The following is a 21,640-nucleotide window of genomic DNA, read 5'->3' on the forward strand; positions in this document are numbered from 1 at the left end:
ATTGAAATATGGCCTTGCCTATTCTGATAGTGCACGGCTGCCCAGGGATGGCAAGCGCCTCGGTGTCGTCATCATCAACTCTCGCCCTGCTCGCGCGCCCGAACTCAGGAGTGCCCCATGAAAATCAGTGTATTTGGTAGCGGTTACGTTGGCCTGGTGCAAGCGGCTGTCCTGGCTGAAGTCGGTCACGACGTGGTCTGCATGGACATTGATGAGAAGAAAGTCGAGCTGCTGCAACAAGGCCACGTGAGCATTTTCGAACCGGGGCTGGCCAGCCTGGTACGCGAAAGCCTGGAAGCCAAACGTCTGCAGTTCACCACCGACGAAAAACTCGCGGTGCAGCATGGCCAGGTGTTGTTCATCGCGGTCGGTACACCGTCCCGGGATGACGGTTCGGCGGATCTGCGGTATGTGCTGTCGGTGGGCGAAGCCGTGGCGCGTCATCGTGAACAACCGGTGATTCTGGTGGAGAAATCCACGGTACCGGTGGGCACGGGTGACACCTTGCGCGCGCACATCGACAAGTGCCTGATCAAGGTAGGCCGGTTGTTGCAGTTCGATATCGTGTCTAACCCGGAGTTTTTGAAAGAAGGCTCGGCCGTGGCCGATTGCCGGCGCCCGGACCGAATCGTCATCGGCTGCGAACGCGATGATGTGCGTGATGTCATGCGCGACCTTTACGCGCCCTTCAACCGCAACCATGACCGGATCATGTTCATGGACCTGCGCAGCGCCGAGCTGACCAAGTACGCCGCCAACTGCATGCTGGCCACCAAGATCAGTTTCATTAATCAGATCGCCGAATTGGCCGAACACTTGGGCGCCGACATCGAATCGGTGCGCCTGGGCATCGGCGCCGATTCGCGCATTGGTTACCACTTTATCTACCCCGGTTGCGGTTATGGCGGTTCGTGCTTTCCCAAAGACATGCGCGCGCTGATCCACAGCGCCGAAGAGGCTCATTGCTCCAGCGATCTACTGCAAGCAGTGGAAGCGATCAACCAGCGTCAGAAGCACAAGCTGTTTGAGCGCATCAACGCGTTCTACAAGGGCGATTTGCGCGGCCGGACCTTCGCCGTGTGGGGGCTGGCGTTCAAACCGAACACCGACGACATGCGCGATGCGCCGAGTCGGGTGTTGCTGGAATCGCTGTGGGCCGCCGGGGCTAACGTCCGTGCGTTCGACCCGGAAGCCATGCAGGAAACCCAGCAGCTGTATCCCGATGAATCCAGACTGATGCTTATGGGCACGCCGGAATCGGTATTGTCCGGCGCCGATGCATTGATCATCTGCACTGAATGGCAGCAGTTCAAGGCACCGGATTTCAATCTGATTCAGCAGCGGCTCAACGCACCGGTGATCTTCGACGGACGCAACCTGTACGACGCCGACCGCCTGGCTCGCGCCGGGTTCATGTACTTCCCGATGGGCCGCGGTGAATCGCGCAATCTGCCGATTCCGCACCAGCAATGGCCAGTGGCTTCGGTTGTTGCTTGATTTGCGCTTTGGTCGTTTTACATTCTGGTGTTCGAACCGATTGAGCGTCGGCACTACGACACTCAGTCTTTCAACCGCGCAGCGTTAGCACGGGTGCAGAAAGAGCCAGCGCCACTGGTGCTGCATGGCATGGGCAAGGACGCCGCGGCGATCAAGTTCATGGTCAATATCGATCAGGACTTACAGCCAGTGTTCACCGAATCAATCCACGAACTGGAAAGTCTTCAGGGCCGCAGTGGCTGATGATGGATAAAAGTGACTACCGCACCCTCTGCAGGGCACGCCTTTGGGAGCGTTGCTGCCCGTGTTGAGCGGGCGCTTCGACAAAAACGATTACGTGTTGCTGCATTCCACTCTGTAGCGCGTTACGCCCGCAGATTCGCTCTCGTCCTACCGGATACCCGGAAACGCCCTACATATACCCGAAGACGTTTTCAATAAGGTGCCCCATCGACAAAAGGAGCGGCACCTACATGGCTAATCACGGCTATATGACCATCACAGGAAAGACTCAAGGACTGATATCGGCGGGTTGTTCAACTCAAGATTCAATCGGCAATAAATGTCAAACAGCGCATACCGATGAAATCATGGTGCTGTCTTACAGTCACAACATGTCCAATATAGGAAACATTAATAAGCCTACACACTGCCCGCTCGTCATCACAAAAAATGTTGACAAGTCATCTCCTCTACTCGCGCAAGCGCTATCAAGTAGAGAGGAAATTAGCTGTGCGATAAGTTTCTACCGAATTTCTTCGTTCGGTCTTCAGGAGAGATTCTTCAGTATTGAAATTGAAGGCGGCATTATTGCCGACCTGACACTTGATATGCCCCACGTAGTTCTACAGAACGATGTCGAGCCTCAAGAGCACGTTGCTATTCGTTACCGAGAGATTACATGGAGGCACCATCTGGCAGGAACCAGCGGATACGCTTCATGGGGAAATAACGAATGGGACAATTAAAGAATCGCTGCGAGTCAAGTAGTTGTGATTATTGGGCAGTTAGTAAGGCGGCGGGCAATTTGACCAATCAGGCTTGCACACTGGCTTCTCGACACCTAAAAGATGGCACGTTGCGCTTACAGTTCAATCGCGAAGTTTCTTATTACGCGAGAGGTATTGTTAATGATGTAGCACAGGGGCGGAAAAGTGCTGGGCAGGGTCTCAAGGAAATCAAGAACGAACAGAGTAGTTTGCTGAGCCAGTACTATCTAGAAACTCGGACGGTTATATGTTTGCTCTCGAAAAAATAGTTTCTGCTGCGAGGATGTATATTTTTATCATTGCCTGTTCCTGCTTTCATACAATCTGGATCGCTCTTTTGATTATTGAATTTTTTGAGTTGGATTTCCTCCGGGCTAGAATAGTGGGTGTTATTTGCTTTGTGACTGTGTCTGGATATGCTTTGAAAGTCATGCCAAAAGAGCTACGAAAACTTGAAGGAAAATAAAAAATTTTTCTCCATATGGCCTTTCAACCCAATGCCCTCAAATCAACCTTCAACGCCTGGGCAAACGCCTTCACCAGCGGACTGCGCACGGTGTTGTGGCGAAGGATCAGATTGAACCGGGTGACGATGTGGATCAGGTCCGGGCGCACCGCGCGAAATTTGCCCCTGAGCCACCATCGACGCGGCGAAATGTTGCGGCAGGAAACCCACGAAACGCCCGGGCCTGATCAACAGTGCCACCGCTTCGACCTGGGTGGCTGAGTCAGAAAAGCTGTCGGAGTGGGCGAAATTCAGTATTTTCTTGATGATCGGGATATCGAAGGACTCGGCCCAGGCACCCGCGATCGGCCAGCCCCAGAGTTTTCTCAAGACGCTGGTCACCCTGAAGAACGACCGCACGCTGATCATGTTCACCTGCGACTGCCTGCTCAGTACCGTGGTCCACGGCCGTTTTACCCTATACCTGTCGCCATACCTGCTGGTGACCCACGATTCCAAACGGGCACTGAAAACCATGGCCGCCCTGCTCGCCTGCAACGCCATCAGCGTGATCCTGCTGCAATACCAGATCGGCCGTATCCTCAAGCGTGAACAACTGCGTTACTGGATCGCGAGCGGTACCAGCCTGTTCATCGTCGGCCTGATCGGGTTTAGCCTGGCCGACAGCCTGGTGTCGTGGTGCGTGGCAATGTTCATCTTCACCCTCGGTGAAATGATCATTTACCCCGCCGAATTCCTCTTTGTCGACACCCTGGCCCCGGAAGAACTGCGCGGTAGCTATTACGGCGCGCAAAACCTCGCTGCCCTCGGCGGTGCCCTGAGCCCGGTGATTTGCGGTTTCCTGCTGATGCCCCCCCCGCGCCAACGATGTTCTATGCCTTGAGCGCGCTGGCTGCCATGGGTGGTTCCCTGTGTTTCATGAGTGGTTGTCGAGTGGCATTACAGCAAAATTAATGCACTGAAACTGCATTAATATGAATTTGTCAGCATCAGGAATCAACGGCACACTGCGCCTCGTTCCTCCCCCAACAGTTGGAACTACTTCAAGGGCTTTCTGGGTATCCCAGCTAAGCCTTTTTTTTTGCATAGATTTTTGCCAACGGATTGTCTGCCTCATGTTCTCTCGCTGGTTTCCCGCCGCCATCAACACTCGCCCTTCCGAATGGAGCCGGGCCGCCATCGGCATGTCCCTGGGCACACTGTTCAGCGTCTGGCTTTGCAGCCAGGTATTTGGCATGGCAGTGGCGCAACACCTGATCGGTCCGCTGGGCGCATCGGCCGTGTTGCTGTTCGCAGTGTCCTCCGGCGCCCTCGCCCAGCCTTGGTCGATTCTTGGCGGCTACCTCAGCGCCGGGGTGGTTTCGCTGCTGGTCGCTCACGTGCTCGGACGAACCCTCGGCAGCGCTAGCCTGGCGGCCGGCATGGCGCTGATTCTGATGTGCTGGCTGCGTTGCCTGCACCCACCGGCCGGGGCCTTGGCGCTGCTGTTGGTGTTGGCAGACCCGGCGACCATTGCTCTGGACTGGAAAGCCCTTGGCCCGGTGATGCTTGGCGCATCGACCCTGCTGCTCAGCGCCCTGGCCTACAACAACCTGACGCGCATTCGTTATCCGAAACGCGCCAGTGAACCGGTGGCCGTGGTGCCGGCGGACCATCCGCCCACCGACAGCCAGGCGATCACCACCCAGGACCTGAAACTGGCGCTGGCTGACATGGAGGCGTTCTTCGACGTTACGCCTGAAGACCTCGAACAGTTGATTCATGCCAGTGAACTGCATGCTAAACGCCGCAGTATTGGTGATGTGTTTTCCAGAAAAGATTGAAGATAAAAAGTTCGCTCCAAGGCAAAAACGCAAACTAACCCTGCACATATCCCGGTTGTACAAGGCAAATTTGCACTGTTACGATCCAGCATCGCTCGCGCGCGGGCTTCTCTATAAAGAACAATAAAAGCAGGGAGTTAGTGATGACTGCTCAGGTTTCTTCTCCGGGGACTCAGCCCATGGATGCCACGCAAAACGAAGTGCTGGCCGAGGTTCGCAACCACATCGGTCACCTGACCCTCAATCGCCCCGCCGGCCTCAACGCCATTACCCTGGACATGGTGCGCAATCTGCAGCGTCAACTCGACGCCTGGGCGCTGGATCCGCACGTGCACGCGGTGGTGTTGCGCGGTGCTGGCGAGAAGGCTTTCTGTGCCGGCGGCGATATTCGCTCGCTGTATGACAGTTTCAAAAACGGCGACACGCTGCACGAGGATTTCTTCGTCGAGGAATACGCCCTCGACCTCGCAATTCACCACTACCGCAAACCTGTGCTCGCCTTGATGGACGGTTTTGTCCTTGGCGGTGGCATGGGCCTGGTGCAAGGCGCCGACCTGCGTGTAGTCACCGAGAAAACCCGTTTGGCGATGCCGGAAGTGGCGATCGGTTATTTCCCGGATGTCGGTGGCAGCCACTTCCTGCCGCGCGTTCCCGGTGAACTGGGTATTTACCTCGGCGTCAGTGGCGTGCAGATCCGCGCGGCCGATGCGCTCTATTGCGGCCTGGCCGACTGGTACCTGGAAAGCGACAAATTGGGCACCCTGGACGAGCGACTCGATCAGCTCCAATGGCATGAGACACCGCTGAAGGACTTGCAAGGTCTGCTGGCAAAACTTGCCGTGCAGCAATTACCCGATGCGCCACTGAGCAAGCTACGCCCGGCCATCGATCACTTCTTCGCCCTGCCCGATCTGCCGAGTATTGTTGAGCAACTGCGTGAAGTAACGGTCGCCGACAGTCACGCGTGGGCCACGACCACCGCCGACCTGCTGGAAAGCCGTTCACCGTTGGCCATGGGCGTGACCCTGGAAATGCTCCGTCGTGGTCGGCACTTGAGTCTCGAAGACTGCTTCGCCCTGGAGCTGCACCTGGACCGTCAGTGGTTCGAGCGCGGCGACCTGATCGAAGGCGTGCGCGCCTTGCTGATCGATAAAGACAAGAGCCCGCGCTGGAACCCGCCGACCTTGCAGGCACTGGACGCCGAGCACGTCGCGAGTTTTTTCACGGGTTTTGAGCAGAGCGGGAGCTGAGCCATGCACGATATCGAATTGAGCGAAGAGCAAGTCATGATCCGCGACATGGCCCGGGATTTTGCCCGCGGCGAAATCGCGCCCCACGCCCAGGCCTGGGAAAAAGCCGGCTGGATCGATGATGGTCTGGTGGCGAAGATGGGCGAGCTGGGGCTGCTGGGCATGGTGGTGCCCGAGGAATGGGGCGGCACCTATGTCGACTACGTCGCCTACGCCCTGGCGGTGGAAGAGATTTCTGCCGGCGATGGCGCCACGGGCGCGCTGATGAGCATTCACAACTCCGTGGGCTGCGGTCCGGTCCTCAACTACGGCACTGAAGAACAGAAACAGACCTGGCTGCCGGATCTGGCGAGCGGTCAGGCCATCGGCTGCTTCTGCCTGACCGAACCCCAGGCCGGTTCCGAAGCCCACAACCTGCGCACCCGCGCTGAACTGAGCGATGGCCAATGGGTCATCAACGGCGCCAAGCAATTCGTCAGTAACGGCAAACGGGCGAAGCTGGCCATCGTGTTCGCGGTGACCGATCCGGACCTGGGCAAGCGCGGCATCTCGGCGTTCCTGGTCCCGACCGATACCGCGGGTTTCATCGTTGATCGCACCGAACACAAGATGGGCATCCGCGCTTCCGACACCTGCGCAGTAACCCTGAGCAACTGCACGATTCCCGAAGCCAACCTGTTGGGTGAGCGCGGCAAGGGACTGGCGATTGCCCTGTCAAACCTTGAAGGCGGCCGCATCGGCATTGCGGCACAAGCGTTGGGCATTGCTCGCGCGGCATTTGAAGCAGCGCTGGCGTACTCGCGGGATCGGGTGCAGTTCGACAAGCCGATCATCGAGCACCAGAGCATCGCCAACATGCTGGCCGACATGCACACCCGATTGAATGCTGCACGACTGTTGATCTTGCATGCCGCACGTTTGCGCAGTGCCGGTAAGCCGTGTCTGTCGGAGGCTTCACAGGCCAAACTGTTTGCGTCGGAAATGGCCGAGAAGGTGTGTTCGTCGGCGATGCAGATTCATGGGGGGTATGGGTATCTGGAAGATTACCCGGTGGAGCGTTATTACCGGGATGCGCGGATTACACAGATTTATGAAGGGTCTAGCGAGATACAGCGGATGGTGATTGCTCGGGAACTGAAGCACTACTTGGTGTGAAGCCCAAAAAGCTTCGCGGGCAAGCCTCGCTCCTACAAGGATACGTATTACCCTGTAGGAGCGAGGCTTGCCCGCGAAGGCGTCGGTGAGGACGCTACATTACTTACCCTGGAACTCGGCTTCACGCTTACCAATAAACGCCGCCATCCCTTCCTTCTGATCCTGTGTCGCAAACGCCGCATGGAACACCCGACGCTCAAAGCGCACACCTTCCGACAGGCTCACTTCAAACGCGCGGTTGACGCTTTCCTTGATCATCATTGCAATCGGCAACGACTTCTTGGCAATCAGCGCCGCGACTTTCAACGCTTCTTCCAGCAACTCATCCGCCGGGACAATCCGCGCGACAATCCCGCAACGCTCCGCTTCCACCGCATCGATCAGTCGGCCGCTGAGGCACATTTCCATGGCCTTGGCCTTGCCCACCGCGCGGGTCAGGCGCTGGGTGCCGCCCATGCCTGGCAGTACGCCGAGGTTGATTTCCGGTTGACCGAACTTGGCGTTGTCGCCGGCCAGGATGAAGTCGCACATCAGCGCCAGTTCACAGCCGCCGCCCAAGGCAAAACCGTTGACCGCCGCGATGATCGGCTTGCGGCGGTTGGCCACGCGATCGCTGTCGCTGAACAGGTCGTCGAGGTAGATCTGCGGGTAAGTCAGCTCGGCCATTTCCTTGATGTCGGCGCCCGCGGCGAAGGCTTTTTTCGAGCCGGTCAGCACGATGCAGCCAATGTTCGAATCGGCTTCGAGGCCATCGAGGGCCTGGTTCAGTTCGCTGACGATCTGCGCGTTCAACGCGTTCAAGGCTTGCGGACGGTTCAGGGTAATCAGGCCTACACGGCCATGGGTTTCCAGCAAAATCGTTTCGTAACTCACAGAGCTCTTGTTCATAAATCAGTCCTTCTCAAAGATTGCGCGAAATAACCATGCGCTGAATATCACTGGTGCCTTCGTAGATCTGGCAGACCCGCACGTCGCGGTAGATCCGCTCCAGCGGGAAATCGTTCAAGTAACCGTAACCGCCGAGGGTTTGCAAGGCAGCGGAGCAAACCTTCTCAGCCATTTCCGAGGCGAACAGCTTGGCCATGGAGGCTTCGACCAAGGCCGGTTTACCACTATCTCTTAACGCCGCCGCGTAATGCACCATCTGCCGGGCGACGGCGATCTGGGTTGCCATATCGGCCAGGCGGAACGCTACGGCTTGATGCTCGATGATCGGCTTGCCGAAGCTTTCACGCTCACGGGCGTAGTCGCGGGCCGCTTCGAACGCTGCGCGGGCCATGCCCACCGATTGCGAAGCAATGCCGACACGGCCGCCTTCGAGGTTGGCCAGGGCGATCCGGTAACCTTCGCCCTCCTCGCCCAAGCGGTTGGCCACCGGCACCTTCACGTCTTCAAACAGAATCTGACAGGTGTCGGACGCGTGCTGGCCGAGTTTGTCTTCGACCCGCGCGACTGTGTAGCCCGGCGAATCGGTCGGCACGATCAGCGCTGTAATGCCCCGCTTGCCGGCACTCGGATCTGTCACGGCGAACACGATCACCACCCCGGCGTTCTGCCCGGAGGTGATGAACTGTTTGCAGCCGTTCAACACGTAATGATCGCCTTCCAGACGGGCACGGGTTTTCAGGCCGCTGGCGTCCGAGCCAGCCTGCGGTTCGGTCAGGGCAAAGGCCCCCAACATCGAGCCGCTGGCCAGCGGTTTGAGGAAGCGTTCTTTCTGGTCGTCGTTGCCGTACTTGAGGATCGGTACGCAACCCACCGAGTTGTGCACGCTCATGATGGTCGAGCAAGCGCCGTCGCCGGCCGCAATTTCTTCCAGGGCCATGGCGTAGGCCAGGTAACCGGTGTCGCAACCGCCCCACTGCTCCGGCACCAGCATGCCGAAGAAGCCCAGTTCAGCCATCTCGCCGATGGCTTCCTTGGGGAAGCGATGCTCGCGGTCCCACTCGGCGGCGAACGGTTTCAGCCGTTCCTGGGCAAATTGCCGGGCCGCGTCGCTGATCTGAAGTTGTTCGTCAGTCGGGAGCATAGTGATTCCTTAATACAGGCATTCAACGGCCATGGCCGTGGCTTCACCGCCGCCGATGCAGATCGCTGCAACGCCGCGTTTCAAGCCTTTCTGGCGCAGGGCCGAGAGCAAGGTCACGAGGATCCGCGCGCCAGACGCACCGATCGGGTGACCCAGGGCGCAAGCGCCGCCGTGAACGTTGATTTTCTCGTGGGGGATTTCCAGTTTGGTCATGGTGACCAGACTGACCACGGCGAAGGCTTCGTTGACTTCGACCAGATCGACTTCGTCCAGGGACCAGCCAGTTTTCTTCATCAGCTTCTCGATCGCGCCCACCGGTGCCACCGGGAACAGGCCCGGGGTGTCGGCAAACGCCGCGTGGCCGTGAATCATTGCCAGCGGTTTCAGGCCGCGCTTTTCAGCTTCGGAACGGCGCATCAACACCAGTGCGGCGGCGCCATCGGAGATCGAGCTGGAGTTCGCCGCCGTCACTGTGCCGCCGTCGCGGAACGCCGGTTTCAAGGAAGCGATCTTGTCCAGTTTGGCTTTTGGTGGCTGTTCGTCGTTGCTGATCAGCACTTGCTCTTTACCGACGGTCACGGTGAGCGGCACGATCTCGTCTTTGAAGCTGCCGTCCTTGATCGCCTGCTGCGCGCGGGTGGTCGAGGCAATGGCAAAGGAATCCTGGGCTTCACGGGTAAAACCGTTGGTTTCAGCGCAATCCTCGGCGTAGGTGCCCATCAGACGGCCCTTGTCGTAGGCGTCTTCCAGGCCGTCGAGGAACATATGATCGAGTACGCGACCGTGGCCCATGCGGTAACCACTGCGGGCGCGGTCCAGCAGATAGGGTGCGTTGGACATGCTTTCCATGCCGCCGGCGACGACTACTTCGGCGCTGCCAGCCACCAGCATGTCGTGGGCCAGAATGGCCGCTTCCATGCCCGAACCGCACATTTTGTTCAGGGTGGTGCAGCGGGTCGATTTATCCAGCCCGGCGCCCAGTGCAGCCTGGCGTGCCGGGGCCTGGCCAAGGCCGGCGGACAGGACGCAACCGAACAGCACTTCTTCAACCGAGTCTGGCGCCACGCCGGCGCGTTCGACGGCGGCGCGGATCACGGCGGCACCGAGTTGGGGGGCGGTCAGGCTTTTCAATTCGCCCTGGAAACCACCCATTGGGGTGCGGACGGCGCTGACGATAACAATGGGATCGTTGGACAGAGTCATGACAAATTCTCCTTACTTGGCGGCCATGCGCAAGGCGCCGTCGAGACGGATCACCTCGCCATTGAGCATGCTGTTTTCAATGATATGCCTGACCAGCCCGGCATACTCGCTTGGTTTACCCAGACGCGGCGGAAACGGCACGCCAGCCGCCAGGGACGCGCGGACTTCCGGGGTCATGCCGGCCATCATCGGTGTTTCGAAAATGCCCGGGGCGATGGTCATCACTCGAATGCCGAAGCGCGCCAGTTCACGGGCGGCGGGCAAGGTCAGGCTGACGATCGCGCCTTTGGACGCGGCATACGCGGCCTGGCCGATCTGGCCGTCGTACGCGGCGGCCGAGGCGGTGTTGATGATTACGCCGCGCTCGCCGTCGGCATCCGCTTCGGTTTCAGCGATTGCCGCGGCGGCAAGGCGCAGCATGTTGAAACTGCCGATCAGGTTGACGTTGATCACCTGGCTGAAATTGGCCAGCGCGTGCGGGCCGTTTTTGCCGAGGATCTTCTCACCCCGCACGATGCCGGCGCAGTTGACCAGACCATTCAGGCCACCGAAGGCCTTGACCGTCGCCTGCACAGCGGCTTCGGCCGCGGCTTCGTTGCTGATATCCGCCACCACGCTTTGCGCGCCGAGTCGTTCAGCCTGGGCCGCAACGGCCTCGGCGTTCATGTCCACCAGCATCACTTTGGCGCCCGCCGCGACCAGCATTTCAGCCGTGGCCGCACCGAGGCCGGACGCACCGCCGGTGACGAGAAAAACCTTGTTTTCGATCTGCATCATTGTTTCCTTGGATTCAAGCTGAAAGGTTCTTCGCGGCGGCCTCTTGAGCCTTGGCGATTTCCTGGTTGCGCAAGATAAAGCGCTGCAATTTGCCGCTAGGGGTTTTCGGCAACTCGCTGACAAATTCAATTTCACGGGGGTACGAGTGCGCAGCCAGCCGTTTGCGCACGTGTTGGCGCAGTTCTTCGGCCAGTTCCGGCGCAGCGCGGTATTGCGGGCTGAGCACAACAAAGGCTTTCACCAGCTCGGTGCGCTCCGGATCGGGTTTGCCGACTACGGCCGCTTCGACCACGGCGGGGTGTTCAATCAATGCGCTTTCCACGTCGAACGGACCGACGCGATAACCGGAGGTGGTGATCACGTCGTCGCTGCGTCCGACGAAGCTGATGCTGCCGTCCGGGTTCCATTCGACGGTGTCGCCGCTCAGGTAATAGTTGCCGACGAAGGCCTTGGTCGGTGCGCCTTCGTAACCGACGAACCAGCACATCGGCGACTGGGTGCGATCAATGGCCAGAATGCCCGGCTGGCCGACGCTGAGCTCTTTGTACTCGTCGTCCAGCACCACAATGCGGTGGCCTGGCGAAGTGAAACCTGCGGCGCCCATGTGGATCGGATGCTCCAGGCCATGGTGATTGCACAGGACCATACCCAGTTCGGTCTGGCCGTAATGATCGTGAATGACCACGCCGAGGTTGTCAGCGAACCAGCGGATCACTTCCGGATTCAACGGCTCGCCGGCGCTGCTGACAATGCGCAGCTTGCCCTTGATCGAGCGGGCGAATTCGTCGCCTCCGGCGATCAACAGACGATAGGCTGTCGGCGAGCCGGTGAGGTTGGTGATCCCGTATTTGTTGATCACCCGGCAGGTGCTTTCGAGGGTGAACGGGCCATCGTAAAAGGTGATCGGATGCCCCATGGCCATCGGACCGGTGACACCGAAATAGATGCCATAGGCCCAACCTGGATCGGCGACGTTCCAGAAGGCGTCTTCAGGGCGCAAGTCCACGGCGTCACGGGTGTAGCTCTGGAAGGCGACGATAGCCTTGAGCGGAACGGACAGCGCTTTCGACGGGCCGGTGGTGCCCGACGTGAACATCAGCAGGAACGGGTCTTCGCCGGTCAGCAGGACCGGTTCGCACACGGGAGAATAATTGGCCAGTTCGGCCCAAAAGCTGTAATCGCCGCGGACGATGCCTTGGCCTTTTGGACCGGCGACGGTGACGATGGTCGGGCAGTCCGCGACTTCAGTGAGTTTGGAGCGATTGCCCGCGTCGGTGACCACCACTTTGGCGCCAGAGCAGCTGAGGCGGTGCTCGATGGCTTTTGGGCCGAAGGCCGTAAACAGCGGTTGATAGACCGCGCCGATGCGCCAGGTGGCGAATACGGTGATCAACAATTCGATATTACGTGGCAGGAGACCGGCCACCTTGTCGCCTTTTTTCACGCCCTGGGCCAGCAGGAAATTGGCGAAACGCGCGGCTTTGTCCTGCAAGTCGCTGAAGGTGTACGTCGCGCTGTCGCCGTCGCGGCCTTCCCAGAACAGCGCGATGCGCCCCGGCAAGGCATGCCGGTCGCAACACTCGACGCAGGCGTTGAGGGCACTCAAATCGCCGGCAAGCGCGGCGTCGACGGTGTGCTGATAATTGAACTGTGATGTCGCAGACAAATAATCGCGCATTGCCAGAATCCCTCTGTATTTTTATTAGGTTGGGGGAACCGTAATTAACAGGGAAATACTCGCTCTGCGCGGGGCGCGGGACAATGGTCAAAGCTATCAAGTTGCGTGACTGGTTTGGCCAAGATTCGAGAGGTGCGCCAATGATCGGTGCCTAGCTGGCTTCGTTGAGGATCAGGCTCCGGTAATGCCCCGGATTAGACCCCGACCACTTGCGAAACGCCTTGTAGAACGAGCTGGTGTCGGCAAACCCTAAACGCGTGGCGATCTCGGCAAAGCTAATCGCAGGCTCGGCCAGCCAAACAATCGCCAACTCCTTGCGCACGCTGTCCTTGAGGCCTTGGTAAGTCTGGCCTTCTTCAGCCAGGCGCCGACGCAACGTCGAAGCCGACATGCACAGCTGTTGTGCCAGAGGTTCGGTTTCCGGCCAGTGTTCGGCGGGCAGTTGCCGCAAATCGTGCTTGATCCGGCTGGCCAGGCTCTCCGGATCGCGGTACTTGACCAGAATATTGGCCGGCGCATGGGCCAGGAAACGCTTGAGTTCTTCCGCACTGCGCTTGATCGGCAAATCCAGGCACTCGGCCGAGAAAATCATCCGCGTGCGCGGCCGGTCGAAACGCAGGTTCTCGGAGAACATCACCTGGTAGTCATCGCAGAAGTCTGGTGCCGGACAGCGCAACTCGATGGCCAGGATAGGAATCCGTCGCCCCGCCAGCCAGCAGGCGACGCCGTGGACGATCATCCAGTACGTGAAATACGTGAAGGCGCGGCGCGGGTCCTGGTCGTCCTCGAGCAGGACGATTTCCGCCAGACTTTGCTGGCGAACCAACTGCGCGGGCATGTACTCGAGCATCAACGACAAAAAGCTCAAACCCGAGGTCAGACCGGCGGCCAGGCTCGGCTGGACCATGGCGCAGCGACAGAGAAACGCCAGACTGCCGGATTTGAGTTTGCGCGGGTCCATGCCAAAAAACTCATCGTCCCGGCGCCGGGCCAATAAACGCCACAACCTTGCATAAGCCGTGGCCGGCACACGGGCGGCGGGGGTTTTCAGCAGCGCCGGATCGATGCCGACCTTGTTCAACACCTCTTCGGTGGTGACGCCCGGGGCGCAACTTTGCAATAGCGCTTCACGCACCAGTTGAATGGAGATGGTGTCTTTTTCCGACATAAACGTCACTCGGGTGCACTGATTAATCTGTCGGCCATCTTAGGCAGCACGGAGTAAAAAGCCAGTCTTGCGCAAAAGCCGGCTCAATTAACTGACCCTGTGGCCGATAGGCTGTTGCCTGGAATTCCCGAATAGACATGGAGTTGCAAACGTTATGATCGTCGGCATTGATTTGGGCACCACCAATAGCCTGGTTGCCGTTTGGCGCAACGGCGCGCCCGAGCTGGTTCCCAACGCCCTGGAAAGTCTGCTGACCCCAAGCGTGGTGGGCCTTGACGAGGAGGGTCGAGTGCTGGTCGGTCAGGCTGCAAAGGAACGTTTGCAGACTCATCCACAGTTGACGGCGGCATTGTTCAAACGACACATGGGCAGCGCTCATGAACTTCGCCTCGGCCCCCGATCGTACCGACCGGAAGAGCTGTCGGCACTGGTGTTGCGCAGCCTGAAGGAAGACGTCGAACGCCTCTACGGAGAAAATGTCACTGAAGCGGTGATCAGCGTACCCGCCTATTTCAACGACGCTCAACGCAAAGCCACGAAAATCGCTGGCGAATTGGCCGGCCTCAAGGTCGAGCGACTGATCAACGAACCGACTGCCGCGGCCCTCGCTTATGGACTGCATCAACGCGACAGCGCCAGTTCGTTTCTGGTGTTCGATCTCGGTGGCGGCACCTTCGATGTGTCGATCCTCGAACTGTTCGACGGCGTCATGGAAGTACGCGCCAGCGCTGGCGACAACTTTCTCGGTGGCGAAGATTTCGACACCGTGCTGGTTCAGGCCTTTGTCGCCGCACACGCCAACCGTAGCGACATGCCCTCACTGACGGAACCGAATATCGCCCATCGCCTGCGCCGCGAAGCCGAGCGCGTGCGACACGCCCTTGGCCAGGCCGACAGCGCGACCTTCGTCCTGCGCCATGGCTCCGGCCAATGGGAGCAGACGTTCACCCAGACACAGTTGGCCGAACTCTGCGCGCCGCTGCTCCTGCGTCTGCGCACCCCGATCGAAACCGCGCTACGCGACGCGCGCATTCGGCCATCGGCGCTGGACGAAGTCCTGCTGGTGGGCGGCACGACCCGCATGCCGATGATCCGGCGGATGGTGGCAGGGTTGTTCGGTCGGTTCCCTTCGATTGCGCTTAACCCGGACGAATCGATTGCGCTGGGCGCAGCGGTGCAGGCGGCCCTGAAGGCACGGGATGCAGCCCTCGAAGAGGTGGTGTTGACCGACGTTTGCCCCTACACCCTTGGCATCGAAATCGCGATCAACGTCGGCGAAGGTGCGGAAGCGGGTCATTATCTTCCGATCATCGAGCGTAACTGTGTAGTGCCGGTGAGCCGGGTCAAAACGGTCTCCACCCTGCGCGATAGTCAGCGCATTGTGCAGCTGAAGATCTATCAGGGTGAAAGTCGTTGGGTAAAAGAAAACATTTACCTGGGTGAAATGGAAATTGAAGTGCCAGTGGCGCGGGCTGGTGAGATCAGCATCGACGTCCGCTTCACTTACGACAACAACGGCCTGCTCGAAGCGGAGGCGCTGATACAGCGCACCGGCGAGCGCCGGACGCTAGTGATCGAAAACAATCCCGGCGTACTCGCCCCTAAAGAGATTCAGCAACGCCTGGCTGCGCTGGCCAACCTCAAGGTTCATCCGCGCGAGCAACAGGTCAACAGCCTGCTGACTGCGCGCCTTGAACGGCTGTATCAGGAAAGTCTCGGCGATTTGCGCCAACGGCTCGATCACATGGCCAACCGTTTCCAGCAGATGCTCAACACCCAGGACGAACGAGCGATACGCGAACTGCGCTTGCAACTGACGCAACAGCTCGATGAACTGGAACAGGGGCTGTGGCGGTGAATTGCTGGGCCATTCTGGGGCTGGAAGCCGATGCTGACTCACGCAGCATCAAACGCCAATACGCAACGCTGCTCAAAGTACACCGCCCGGATGAAGACCCGAGCGGTTTTCAGCGCCTGCGCGAAGCCTACGAGCAGGCGATGGAGTGGAGCCGCCGCGAACCCAAGGTTGAACGACAGACTCTCGCTCCGTCTCTCGAAGCGGGGCTCAGTTTCGAGCTGGAACATGTACGGCTTGAGCAGTGCGCCGGAGCGCAACAGGCCGAGCAGTTACTGGCAGACGTTACAGTAGAGCGGCTCGATGAACGTCTGGCGCAGGCACGGGTGTCTCACTGCGCCCGAGAGTTCGAAGATCAGTTGTTGATGATGTGCCTGTCACCGCGCGACGACGGGATGTTGCTGGCCGCCTGGGGGCTGGTGCAGTTCAACTGGCTCAGTGCCTGGCAACGCCTGGATTTATCCCCGCAAGCGCTGGAGTTGCTGCTTCGCGCTTACTGTAAGCATGTGGAAAAGGACTTGCGCGAGTTGCTTGACGCGGGCCAGGTCGACGCGTTCATCGAGCGCTTTGTGGCGCTCAAACAGGCCGACTGGTTGCAGCCGTTCGAACGCCACGACTGGTTTAATGAAACCCTGGCCCGTTTACTGGTGGATTCGAGCTTCTGGTCGGTCCACGTGTTCGAAACGCTGTGTTCACATCAGCACTGGTACGTCGCCGCGAACGAAGCCGAAATCGAAGGGCGTTGCCCGCCACCTTATTGGACGGCACTGTTGCAGCGCCGAGATGACCAGGTTTTTGTTGAAACCCTGGAACGTCTGGCCGACCTGAATGATCGTGAGCCCCAGAGCCGCGCAGCACGCTTGTTACTGACGCCAATGACCGACACCGAGCGAAGCGCCTTCGCCCGGAGGTTTTTTGAAGCGGACTGGAATGCCTGCCGCACCCTCAGCGAGAAGCTCCAGCGCCTGGGCCCGGCCCGATGCCGCCAAATGCCAAACGGCGATCCATTTTTCTGGAAGCCCCTTGTGCAGCCCCGCCAGGCCTGGCCCATGTTTGCCGGGTTGCTGGGGGCATCACTTACCTGGGCAGCCGGTGAATACCTCAGTGATAAATCGGGTATCGGCGCAAGCTTTGCCGCGATGCTGTTCTGGCTGTGCGTGTTGGCTACGCCGAGCGCGGCATTGTTGTGGGTCTGGTGCCCGATGGCGGACCGGTTCTGGTCATTGGACGTGCGTTTGAGTCGCGCTGTTTCGCCTCGACTCAGCCTCAGACGCCCTGCGCCGCTAGTGCTGCGCGAGTTGCTGCCCTGCTGGTTGATGGGGGCGCTGACATGGGCCTGTTGTGGCGCGGCGGCATTTGCCAGCTACACCGTGGTGCTGCTAGCGCTAGGAGGATTGAGTCGTATCGCCTGGCCGGAAACGCTGCACATCAAGCCTCCCAAGGTTCGGCTGCCCGCTTTGGGACGCGCACCGTCGATTGCTCTGATGATTGGGGTCATTGGTCTGACGCTCCTGTTTTACACCATTGCCAGCAGTCAGTTGATGGGCCCGGACCAAGGATTACAACCTTTTTCAAAACGCAGTTGCAGTGGGCCCCTCGACAGCCGTCAGGAATGCCGGATCGCCCCCACGCAGGAGCAATGGTATGGGCAATCACGCACGCAGGAGGGTCATCGATGAACAAACGCGTTAAGGCAATCGCAATTACCGCCGTGCTGACAGTCACCTTTCTCGGTATGTTGAGAGAGCATCAAAGCACCCTCCTGACCCCGATTCAGCGCTGGATCCATGAAGCCGACCTCGCCGAGCGAGAAAAGTCCATCGCCCTTCGCCCGCTGATTGCCTGCCTCAATTCAGTCGACAGCCGCTGGCGTCACGCCTACGCCAACTACTTGAACCGGGACCACAAAGTCGACCCGACCCTGAAAGAACGCTTTCCCGAGGACTTCGACCAGATGATCGGCATCCGCGAACGGCTCAATTACCCGAGCGTCCACGATGCTTATTCCTGTCAGTTGAACGCGTTGCAAAAAAACAGCCTTCAGAAAACGGTACCTGAGTTGCTAGCGATGCAAAATCGCTTCGAAACGTCTCTGCGGGCCGCCAACGAAGCAGCCGGGCGCTTCGATTTTTTCAGTCCCAGGCCGACCTATTCGCCCAGCCCTGCGGACAAGGCCGAGCGCGACGGCCTGTTTATCCCGTTAGTCAATGACTACCTCAATGCTTCTGACCAACTGCGTCGCGAGCTTGATGCCGAGGACCTGGGTTTGCGGCAGATTCAGCTCGAGCAACTCAAGACCCGGGATCAACTCAAGTACGCGCACATCCTCACCTACATGCTGGAAGCACGAACCCTCATGCGCAAGCTCGACAGCCGTGTGCGTGAGCGTACCTTCACCGCCAGTGATCTGAGCGACGCGACACTCATGCTGCAACAGGCCTGGGACGACGGCAGCCGTTATCTGCAAGCCAACCCGGCAACCAGCAACGCCGATTACCCGGAAAACATCTGGAACTATGTGCGTTCACCCGGCAAGAACTATCTGGATGCCGTTAACAGGCTGCGCGACGACTGGGCGGCCAACGCCTCGCCACAACAGCTGAGTGATGACTTCGAGCGGATCGGCCGCCGCTATGATCAGTTGATCGAGGTGTACAACGATCGGGTGAATCCGCTGTTTTGACGACGCATTGAACAATGCGTTCAGGTTAGGCTCAGGTAAATGCCAATGAATGCCATTTGGGAATTAGTGTCATTATGTTGCAAATTAGCACCCTATCTAATGACGCCACGGTGCTGAATGCTTGTTCCTTTTCTGATCATGTTGCGCGAAGGCATTGAAGCCGCGCTGATTGTTGGCATCATCGCCAGCTACCTCAAGTAGACCGGCCGAGGCCAGTGGATGCCGGCGGTGTGGATCGGCGTATTCCTCGCCGCGGCCCTGGCCCTGTTGGTCGGTGGTGGCCTGGAACTGGTCAGTGCCGAGTTCCCGCAGAAGCAACAGGACCTGTTTGAAGGGGCGGTCGGCGTGGGCATTCTCAGCGCCATGGTGTTCTGAATGCGCAAAGTCGCGCGTTCGATCAAACAGTCGCTGCACGTTTCTCTCGATCACGCGCTGACCGGTTCCAAACACCAGGTCACGGCGCTGATCGCCATGGTGTTTTTCGCCGTGGCCCGAGAAGGTCTGGGAACGGTGTTCTTCCTGCTCGCCGTGTTCCAGCAGAGCGAAGGCCCGGCAGCACCGATCGGCGCCCTCCTCGGCCTGATCCTGGCGATCATCGTCGGCTTCCTGATCTACACCGGCAGCATGCGCCTGAACCTGGGTGCGTTCTAGCGCTGTTCCGGGTTGTTCATTCTGGTGGTCGCTGCCGGGATCCTCGCCAACTCGGTGCAAGCGCTGCATGAAGCCGGCGTGTGGAATCACCTGCAAACCGTGCTCTTCGACTTCAGCGCGACGCTGCCGATGGATGGCCCGCTGGGCTCGGTGTTGGCCGGGATGTTCGGGTACCAGGACGCGCCGACCGTCAGCACCCTCGGGGCGTACCTGATTTATCTGGTGGTGGCCTTTGCCGGCCCACTGTCGGAATTCCGCGTTTACCTGAGCACTCAGAGCAGCGCACTGATCAAAGCCGTCACCGTCCTTGAACACGCCATCGAAGCCGGCGACCTCAACCAGGCGCAAGCCTTGTATGTGCCGGCCCTCGCCGCGTATCAACGGATCGCCCCGGCCGCCCAGCGTCTGGCCGAGCTGGACAACACGATCAACGCCCGCGCCATTACTTCGACAAACGCGAGCAAGATCCGGCCTTCGTCGGCTTCCACCGGATCGAATACGCACTGTTCCAGCAACGCAACCTCGACGCACTGACGCCAGTCGCCCAACGTCTGATCGCCGATGTCACCACGCTCAAACAGCAACTGCTGGCCCAGTCACTGCCGCCTGAACAACTGGTGAGCATTGTGGTGCGCAATCTCAACAGCCTCGCCGATGTGCGCGCCAGCAGCGGTGAATAAGAACGCTACAGCCACACCGACCTGAACGGTTTTGCCGCCAATCTCTTTGCCGCCCGCAAAGTCGTCGACCTGTTCCGTCCGCAACTCGAAAAACAGGACGCGGCCTTCATTGCCAAAGTCGACAAGAACTTCGCTACGGTGAACAAGACGCTGGCCAAGTACACAACCAAAGACTGTGGTCTTCGACACGTTCGGACGATCTTTTGCTTTTAAGCCTCACAGAATGCGATAGAGCAACCGCTCAATCCGCACCCGACTCACGCGTTTGAGGAACTTGGCCACGGCCGCCGGGTATTCCAGCAGCGTGTCCAGGTCCTGGTAACGCTCGATGCGACGGGTGTTCTCGAAAATCTCCGCCAGCTCTTTACGACGCGGCTCCAGCAGCTCGCCTTTCGGATCATCGATCAGCAAGGCGTTTTCCAGATCGAGACGAAACGCCCGCGGGTTGAGGTTGTTACCGGTCAGCAAGGTGTAGCGCTGATCGATCCACATGCCCTTGAGGTGATAGGTGTTGTCGCCGTCACGCCACAAATGCAGGTTTAACTGGCCGCTGTCGACGCTGCGATGATGCCGCTTGGCGAAACGCCGAAGGCTGATCTCGTAAAGGTACGGCAGCGCCGAAATCACCTTGAACGGCTCGCTCGGCGGGATGTAGAAATCGTTGGCCGTCTTGTCGCCGACGACGATGTCGATCTTCACGCCCCGCGCCAGTGCCCGGTTGATTTCCCGGGTCACGGCCAGCGGCAGGTTGAAGTACGGGGTGCAGATGGTCAGTTGATGTTGAGCGCTGGCGATCAACTCGCAAATCACTCGACTGAGCGGATTGTTCTTGCCGACACCGAGCAATGGGCTGACCGACAAACCGCCCTTGTCCGTTGTACCCGTCGTGGTGTCGTACGCCGCGTGCTTGAGGCGGCTGCGCAAGTCGCCAATGTCGTTGCGCAGACTGCGGGTGGTCGGCAGGTTCGGCAAATCGAGACGATGCACCGCTTTAGAGGCGATCAGGCCGTGCTGTATCAGGTGCTGCATCGAATCGGCCAGGGCGTGGTTGTGCAGCAGGTGATAACGGTCGTAGCGGTACTTGTCGAACTTGTGCAGATAAACGTTGTTCAGGCTCGCGCCGCTGTAGATCACACAGTCATCGATCACAAAGCCTTTCAAATGCAGCACGCCAAACAACTCTCGGGTCTGCACGGGAACGCCATACACCGGGACTTCACTGGCATGAGTCCGGGTGGTTTCCTGATACCAGGCCGAGTTGCCCGGCTGCTTGCCGGCACCGATCAAGCCGCGCTGGGCGCGCAGCCAGTCAACGACCACCACCACGTCCAGTTCAGGACGCGCCAGCTTGGCCGCGTGCAAGGCATCGAGAATTTCCTGGCCGGCTTCGTCCTGTTGCAGATAGAGCGCGACGATATAGATGCGCTGGGTGGCGCTGGCGATCTTTTCCAGCAGGCAACGGCGGAACTCGGCAGCGCCAGAAAGGAGAGTGACGGCATCGGCGGTCAGCGGAAAACTGCGCAGTTTGGGCAGCAGAGAGCGTTTGAAAAGCGACGGCATAGGGCTCGCAATGGGTCGAATCCGAAGAACCCGAGAGCTTACACCATGGATCCGCTTGGGTCTTGTTAGCGTCTGTAGAGGCCCCTTCGCGAGCAGGCTCGCTCCCACATTGAAATGCATTCCCCTGTGGGAGCGGGCTTGCTCGCGAAGGCGATTTTGTAGGCAACGGAAATATC

15 protein-coding genes and 5 pseudogenes are annotated in these 21,640 nt (G+C 59.2%); 12 read left to right on the forward strand and 8 right to left on the reverse strand.

The window, feature by feature from the left end; translation table 11 throughout:
• Positions 1 to 117 precede the first annotated feature (117 nt).
• From ACYZT3_RS15410 to ACYZT3_RS15420, 3 genes and pseudogenes are all read left to right on the forward strand, one after another.
• The gene (locus ACYZT3_RS15410) at positions 118 to 1,497 is read left to right on the forward strand and encodes a UDP-glucose dehydrogenase family protein (protein ID WP_282378346.1); all 1,380 of its coding nucleotides are present in this window, start codon (positions 118 to 120) and stop codon (positions 1,495 to 1,497) included.
• 3 nt (positions 1,498 to 1,500) lie between these two features.
• Positions 1,501 to 1,858: pseudogene (locus ACYZT3_RS15415) on the forward strand (glycosyltransferase); the annotation flags it as partial.
• Between the two features lie 112 nt (positions 1,859 to 1,970).
• The gene (locus ACYZT3_RS15420; RefSeq protein WP_282378344.1) at positions 1,971 to 2,465 is read left to right on the forward strand and encodes an Hcp family type VI secretion system effector; all 495 of its coding nucleotides are present in this window, start codon (positions 1,971 to 1,973) and stop codon (positions 2,463 to 2,465) included.
• Between the two features lie 510 nt (positions 2,466 to 2,975).
• Here the strand turns inward: ACYZT3_RS15420 and ACYZT3_RS15425 are convergent.
• Positions 2,976 to 3,246 (reverse strand): annotated as a pseudogene (locus ACYZT3_RS15425) (LysR substrate-binding domain-containing protein); the annotation flags it as partial.
• Here ACYZT3_RS15425 and ACYZT3_RS15430 point away from each other — a divergent pair.
• The 4 genes and pseudogenes from ACYZT3_RS15430 to ACYZT3_RS15445 all read left to right on the forward strand — a co-directional run.
• Positions 3,236 to 3,906, forward strand: a pseudogene (locus tag ACYZT3_RS15430) (MFS transporter); the annotation flags it as partial. The pseudogenes ACYZT3_RS15425 and ACYZT3_RS15430 sit on opposite strands and share 11 nt — an antisense overlap.
• A gap of 161 nt (positions 3,907 to 4,067) precedes the next feature.
• Positions 4,068 to 4,775, forward strand: a complete 708-nt coding sequence (locus ACYZT3_RS15435) for an HPP family protein (protein ID WP_282378342.1) — start codon at positions 4,068 to 4,070, stop codon at positions 4,773 to 4,775.
• Between the two features lie 143 nt (positions 4,776 to 4,918).
• The gene (locus ACYZT3_RS15440) at positions 4,919 to 6,025 is read left to right on the forward strand and encodes an enoyl-CoA hydratase/isomerase family protein (protein ID WP_282378339.1); all 1,107 of its coding nucleotides are present in this window, start codon (positions 4,919 to 4,921) and stop codon (positions 6,023 to 6,025) included.
• A gap of 3 nt (positions 6,026 to 6,028) precedes the next feature.
• On the forward strand, positions 6,029 to 7,180 hold the full coding sequence (locus tag ACYZT3_RS15445) for an acyl-CoA dehydrogenase family protein (protein WP_462030221.1): 1,152 nt from the start codon (positions 6,029 to 6,031) through the stop codon (positions 7,178 to 7,180).
• 99 nt (positions 7,181 to 7,279) lie between these two features.
• Here the strand turns inward: ACYZT3_RS15445 and ACYZT3_RS15450 are convergent, their stop codons facing one another.
• The 6 genes from ACYZT3_RS15450 to ACYZT3_RS15475 all read right to left on the reverse strand — a co-directional run bounded on the left by ACYZT3_RS15450 (position 7,280) and on the right by ACYZT3_RS15475 (position 14,035).
• Entirely contained in the window at positions 7,280 to 8,053 is a 774-nt protein-coding gene (locus ACYZT3_RS15450) for an enoyl-CoA hydratase (protein WP_282378487.1), read from the reverse strand.
• A gap of 28 nt (positions 8,054 to 8,081) precedes the next feature.
• Positions 8,082 to 9,209 (reverse strand): acyl-CoA dehydrogenase, encoded by a 1,128-nt coding sequence (locus tag ACYZT3_RS15455; protein ID WP_282378334.1) that lies wholly within the window; start codon positions 9,207 to 9,209, stop codon positions 8,082 to 8,084.
• 9 nt (positions 9,210 to 9,218) lie between these two features.
• Positions 9,219 to 10,412 (reverse strand): acetyl-CoA C-acyltransferase, encoded by a 1,194-nt coding sequence (locus ACYZT3_RS15460; RefSeq protein ID WP_462030222.1) that lies wholly within the window; start codon positions 10,410 to 10,412, stop codon positions 9,219 to 9,221.
• A 12-nt stretch (positions 10,413 to 10,424) separates the two neighbouring features.
• Positions 10,425 to 11,186: an SDR family NAD(P)-dependent oxidoreductase gene (locus ACYZT3_RS15465; protein WP_282378330.1), complete on the reverse strand. Its 762-nt coding sequence runs from the start codon at positions 11,184 to 11,186 to the stop codon at positions 10,425 to 10,427.
• A gap of 16 nt (positions 11,187 to 11,202) precedes the next feature.
• On the reverse strand, positions 11,203 to 12,867 hold the full coding sequence (locus ACYZT3_RS15470; protein ID WP_462030223.1) for an AMP-binding protein: 1,665 nt from the start codon (positions 12,865 to 12,867) through the stop codon (positions 11,203 to 11,205).
• Positions 12,868 to 13,018: 151 nt separating this feature from the next.
• Positions 13,019 to 14,035, reverse strand: coding sequence for an AraC family transcriptional regulator (locus ACYZT3_RS15475; protein ID WP_462030224.1), 1,017 nt, complete (start codon positions 14,033 to 14,035; stop codon positions 13,019 to 13,021).
• A gap of 154 nt (positions 14,036 to 14,189) precedes the next feature.
• Here ACYZT3_RS15475 and ACYZT3_RS15480 point away from each other — a divergent pair, with 154 nt between their 5' ends.
• From ACYZT3_RS15480 to ACYZT3_RS15500, 5 genes and pseudogenes are all read left to right on the forward strand, one after another.
• Positions 14,190 to 15,893 carry a molecular chaperone HscC gene (locus ACYZT3_RS15480; protein ID WP_462030225.1) on the forward strand — a complete coding sequence of 568 codons (1,704 nt, stop codon included), beginning with the start codon at positions 14,190 to 14,192 and terminating at the stop codon, positions 15,891 to 15,893.
• Positions 15,890 to 17,569 carry a J domain-containing protein gene (locus tag ACYZT3_RS15485; RefSeq protein WP_462030226.1) on the forward strand — a complete coding sequence of 560 codons (1,680 nt, stop codon included), beginning with the start codon at positions 15,890 to 15,892 and terminating at the stop codon, positions 17,567 to 17,569. Before ACYZT3_RS15480 ends, ACYZT3_RS15485 begins: the two co-directional genes overlap by 4 nt.
• Positions 17,566 to 18,573 carry a DUF3829 domain-containing protein gene (locus tag ACYZT3_RS15490; protein WP_462030227.1) on the forward strand — a complete coding sequence of 336 codons (1,008 nt, stop codon included), beginning with the start codon at positions 17,566 to 17,568 and terminating at the stop codon, positions 18,571 to 18,573. Before ACYZT3_RS15485 ends, ACYZT3_RS15490 begins: the two co-directional genes overlap by 4 nt.
• 117 nt (positions 18,574 to 18,690) lie before the next feature.
• Positions 18,691 to 19,455, forward strand: a pseudogene (gene efeU / locus ACYZT3_RS15495) (iron uptake transporter permease EfeU); the annotation flags it as partial.
• Positions 19,447 to 20,027 (forward strand): annotated as a pseudogene (locus tag ACYZT3_RS15500) (imelysin family protein); the annotation flags it as partial. The pseudogenes efeU and ACYZT3_RS15500, both read left to right, overlap by 9 nt.
• 93 nt (positions 20,028 to 20,120) lie before the next feature.
• On the opposite strand, the gene pssA reads toward ACYZT3_RS15500, so the two are convergent.
• Positions 20,121 to 21,464 (reverse strand): CDP-diacylglycerol--serine O-phosphatidyltransferase, encoded by a 1,344-nt coding sequence (pssA, locus tag ACYZT3_RS15505; RefSeq protein ID WP_462030228.1) that lies wholly within the window; start codon positions 21,462 to 21,464, stop codon positions 20,121 to 20,123.
• Between the last annotated feature and the right edge of the window lie 176 nt (positions 21,465 to 21,640).

The organism is Pseudomonas sp. MDT1-16 (genome assembly GCF_054898115.1).

What these genes read in the sequence shown, in the direction of transcription:
- ACYZT3_RS15440 (WP_282378339.1), top strand. Translation starts at nt 4,919, where the DNA reads ATGACTGCTCAGGTTTCTTCTCCGGGGACTCAGCCCATGGATGCCACG.
- ACYZT3_RS15420 (WP_282378344.1), top strand. Translation starts at nt 1,971, where the DNA reads ATGGCTAATCACGGCTATATGACCATCACAGGAAAGACTCAAGGACTG.
- ACYZT3_RS15470 (WP_462030223.1), bottom strand. Translation starts at nt 12,867, where the DNA reads ATGCGCGATTATTTGTCTGCGACATCACAGTTCAATTATCAGCACACC.
- ACYZT3_RS15445 (WP_462030221.1), top strand. Translation starts at nt 6,029, where the DNA reads ATGCACGATATCGAATTGAGCGAAGAGCAAGTCATGATCCGCGACATG.
- pssA (WP_462030228.1), bottom strand. Translation starts at nt 21,464, where the DNA reads ATGCCGTCGCTTTTCAAACGCTCTCTGCTGCCCAAACTGCGCAGTTTT.
- ACYZT3_RS15480 (WP_462030225.1), top strand. Translation starts at nt 14,190, where the DNA reads ATGATCGTCGGCATTGATTTGGGCACCACCAATAGCCTGGTTGCCGTT.
- ACYZT3_RS15435 (WP_282378342.1), top strand. Translation starts at nt 4,068, where the DNA reads ATGTTCTCTCGCTGGTTTCCCGCCGCCATCAACACTCGCCCTTCCGAA.
- ACYZT3_RS15410 (WP_282378346.1), top strand. Translation starts at nt 118, where the DNA reads ATGAAAATCAGTGTATTTGGTAGCGGTTACGTTGGCCTGGTGCAAGCG.
- ACYZT3_RS15475 (WP_462030224.1), bottom strand. Translation starts at nt 14,035, where the DNA reads ATGTCGGAAAAAGACACCATCTCCATTCAACTGGTGCGTGAAGCGCTA.
- ACYZT3_RS15465 (WP_282378330.1), bottom strand. Translation starts at nt 11,186, where the DNA reads ATGCAGATCGAAAACAAGGTTTTTCTCGTCACCGGCGGTGCGTCCGGC.
- ACYZT3_RS15455 (WP_282378334.1), bottom strand. Translation starts at nt 9,209, where the DNA reads ATGCTCCCGACTGACGAACAACTTCAGATCAGCGACGCGGCCCGGCAA.
- ACYZT3_RS15460 (WP_462030222.1), bottom strand. Translation starts at nt 10,412, where the DNA reads ATGACTCTGTCCAACGATCCCATTGTTATCGTCAGCGCCGTCCGCACC.
- ACYZT3_RS15490 (WP_462030227.1), top strand. Translation starts at nt 17,566, where the DNA reads ATGAACAAACGCGTTAAGGCAATCGCAATTACCGCCGTGCTGACAGTC.